Below are 2,589 nucleotides of genomic sequence, written 5' to 3'. Positions count from 1 at the left end.
AATTATGTCTGAAGAAAATACACAGGAAATGGAAGAAAAACAGACACAGGAAGCAGCTATGGCTGATACAACTGCTTCAGAAGGTCGCGAAGAAGATCGTGACGGACGCGCAAAGGGAAAGACATACTTCCGCAAGAAGGTATGCCGTTTCTGTGCTAACAAAGCAAAGATTGACTACAAGGATGCTGATGCTCTCCGCCGTTATATGACAGAGCGCGGTAAGATCCTTCCACGCCGCATCACAGGTACATGTGCAAAGCACCAGCGTGAAGTTGCAAAAGCTATTAAGAGAGCTCGCTCTATTTGTCTTTTGCCTTACGTAGCTGACTAGGCCTTAGGCCTCAGAGGCAAGCTGTGCTTGCCGACATATCGGATTATCTTATACTCCGAGGTAATCTTTGAAAAATTACAGGAGCTTGGAGAATACAAATGAAAGTAATTCTTAACGTAGACGTTAAATCACTTGGTGAAGAGGGAGATGTAAAGAACGTTGCTAACGGTTACGCTCGCAACTTCCTTCTTCCACGCAATCTTGCTGTACCTTACAATGAAGCTACAGTAGCTATTTTCGAAGGCCGCAAAGCTGAAATCGAAGCTCGCAAAGAGCAGAAGAGAAAGGATTCTGCAAGCCTTAAAGAAAAGCTCGAATCAGCAGCTGTTGAACTTACAATGCCAGCAGCAGCTAACGGAAAGCTCTATGCTGCAGTTACAGCTAACGTTGTTGCTGAAGCACTTGCTAAACTCGGTTTCGAAATCGAGCGCAAGAGAATTGAAATCCCTGGATCAACAATCAAATCTGTTGGAAACTTCAAAGCTACAATCAAACTTTATGAAGCACAGGTTGCTGAAATCCACGTTGCTGTAAAAGCACAGCCTGTTGAAGGCGCTGCTCCAGCAGAAAAGAAAGCTGAGAAAAAAGCTGAACCTGCAAAGGAAGAAGCTGCAGCTGAAAAAGCTGAGTAACTTTTACTTTTTGCTTTAAAATTATAAGAGCCGGTAGTACACTGTATTTACCGGCTTTTTTTATCGGGAGTTAAAAATGGACGAAACATTAAAAGATAAAGTACCACCACACAACATTGAATCTGAACAGGCCGTTCTTGGCGCTCTTCTTTTAAACTGGGGTGCAATGTCTGATGTTGTTTCTATTCTTAGAGCAGACAGATTCTATTCACTTCAAAATCAGGTGATTTTTGAAGCGATGATTAAGCTTTTTACAAAGAATGCTACAGGCGACACAATCTCCCTTATTAATGAACTTACAGTTGAAGGAAAACTTGAACAGGCCGGCGGCGCTGCTTATATAGCCTCATTAACAGATACAGTTCCTTCTGAAGCCAATATTGATTATTATGCAAACATGGTTCTTGATCGTGCTACACGTCGAGACCTTATTAAAATTTCTTCAGAATTAAAGGCTTCTTCTTTTGATTTACAGAAAAAAAGTGATGCTCTTCTTGATAGTGCAGAGCAGAAAATCTTTGCACTTGCAGAACGAAATGAAACAACAACTATTTATTCTGCAAAAGACATCATGTTCAAGGAAATTGAACTGATTGAACAGCGTTATAACAGTAAAAATCAGTTTACAGGTGTTCCAACAGGATTTGCAAAACTTGATACATATACTTCGGGTTTCCAGGATTCCGAACTTATTATTATTGGTGCCCGTCCTTCTATCGGTAAAACTGCCCTTGCACTTTCCATCATACAGAACATTGCCTGTGAAAAACGTATTCCATGCGGCTTCTTCTCACTTGAAATGCCTTATGAATCAATTGGTATGCGTCTTTTGGCACAGGAAGCTCGTGTTCCTATGCAAAAAATCCGTTCCGGTATGCTTAAGGTTGATGATGTAAAACGCATTCAGGATGCTGCAGGAAGATGGTTTGAAGCACCTCTTTATACAGTCGACACTCCTAACATGAAACTTATTGACCTTCGTGCAGTTGCCCGCCGAATGGTAAAAAATCAGGGAGTAAAAATCATCTTTATTGACTATATTGGTCTTATTGCTACCGAAGATCCAAATAAGCCTGTTTATGAACAGGTTTCAGAAATATCTAAATCTCTTAAGGCTCTTGCCCGTGAGCTTTCAATTCCAATTGTTGCTCTTTGTCAGGTTGCCCGCGATGCAGAAGGTCAGGAACCAAACCTCGCTCAGCTGCGTGGTTCTGGATCTATTGAACAGGATGCCGACGTTGTAATGTTCCTTCACCGTGACCGTATAAAAGATGGTGATAGTGTAGGTGCACAGGATGCAAAGATTATTCTTGCCAAGCAGCGAAACGGTGCGTGTGGTGATATTGATATTATGTTCTTACCTGCATACAGTAAGTTCGAAAATAAAGCAGACGAAAATTAACAGACTAATAATAAAAAAAACTGAATTATATACGTTTCAGTAGGTATCAAACTTCAGTCTTCCAGATTTTGGGATAACATTCTGCGGTTTTCGTAAACGAAAACCGCAGGATGTTTTTTTATGGCTAAGCGCCAAATCTGTCACAAGAAGTTTGTTACCTACTTACACTTCTATAATTCAGTTTTTTCCTGTCCGCAAATATTATTTTATTTCGCGTCCGCAAG

Annotated in this window: 3 protein-coding genes; all 3 read left to right on the top strand. The window is 40.8% G+C overall.

The features are described from left to right. Positions 1–58: 58 nt before the first annotated feature. The 3 genes from rpsR (at position 59) to dnaB (ending at position 2,365) form a co-directional block, all read left to right on the top strand. Positions 59–331 (top strand): 30S ribosomal protein S18, encoded by a 273-nt coding sequence (rpsR, locus tag K6D58_RS02725; protein ID WP_296827308.1) that lies wholly within the window; start codon positions 59–61, stop codon positions 329–331. 98 nt (positions 332–429) lie between these two features. Next, entirely contained in the window at positions 430–963 is a 534-nt protein-coding gene (rplI, locus tag K6D58_RS02720) for a 50S ribosomal protein L9 (RefSeq protein WP_296827305.1), read from the top strand. A gap of 76 nt (positions 964–1,039) precedes the next feature. Then, positions 1,040–2,365 carry a replicative DNA helicase gene (dnaB, locus tag K6D58_RS02715; RefSeq protein ID WP_296827304.1) on the top strand — a complete coding sequence of 442 codons (1,326 nt, stop codon included), beginning with the start codon at positions 1,040–1,042 and terminating at the stop codon, positions 2,363–2,365. Positions 2,366–2,589 lie beyond the last annotated feature (224 nt).

Source organism: Treponema sp. (assembly GCF_024696245.1).
Classification (GTDB): Bacteria; Spirochaetota; Spirochaetia; order Treponematales; family Treponemataceae; genus Treponema_D.
Note: the sequence above shows the minus strand (reverse complement) of the source record. Positions and strands in the feature narration are given on the sequence as shown.

Coding starts and splice junctions, on each gene's coding strand:
- rpsR (WP_296827308.1), top strand. CDS start 59: ATGGCTGATACAACTGCTTCAGAAGGTCGCGAAGAAGATCGTGACGGA.
- rplI (WP_296827305.1), top strand. CDS start 430: ATGAAAGTAATTCTTAACGTAGACGTTAAATCACTTGGTGAAGAGGGA.
- dnaB (WP_296827304.1), top strand. CDS start 1,040: ATGGACGAAACATTAAAAGATAAAGTACCACCACACAACATTGAATCT.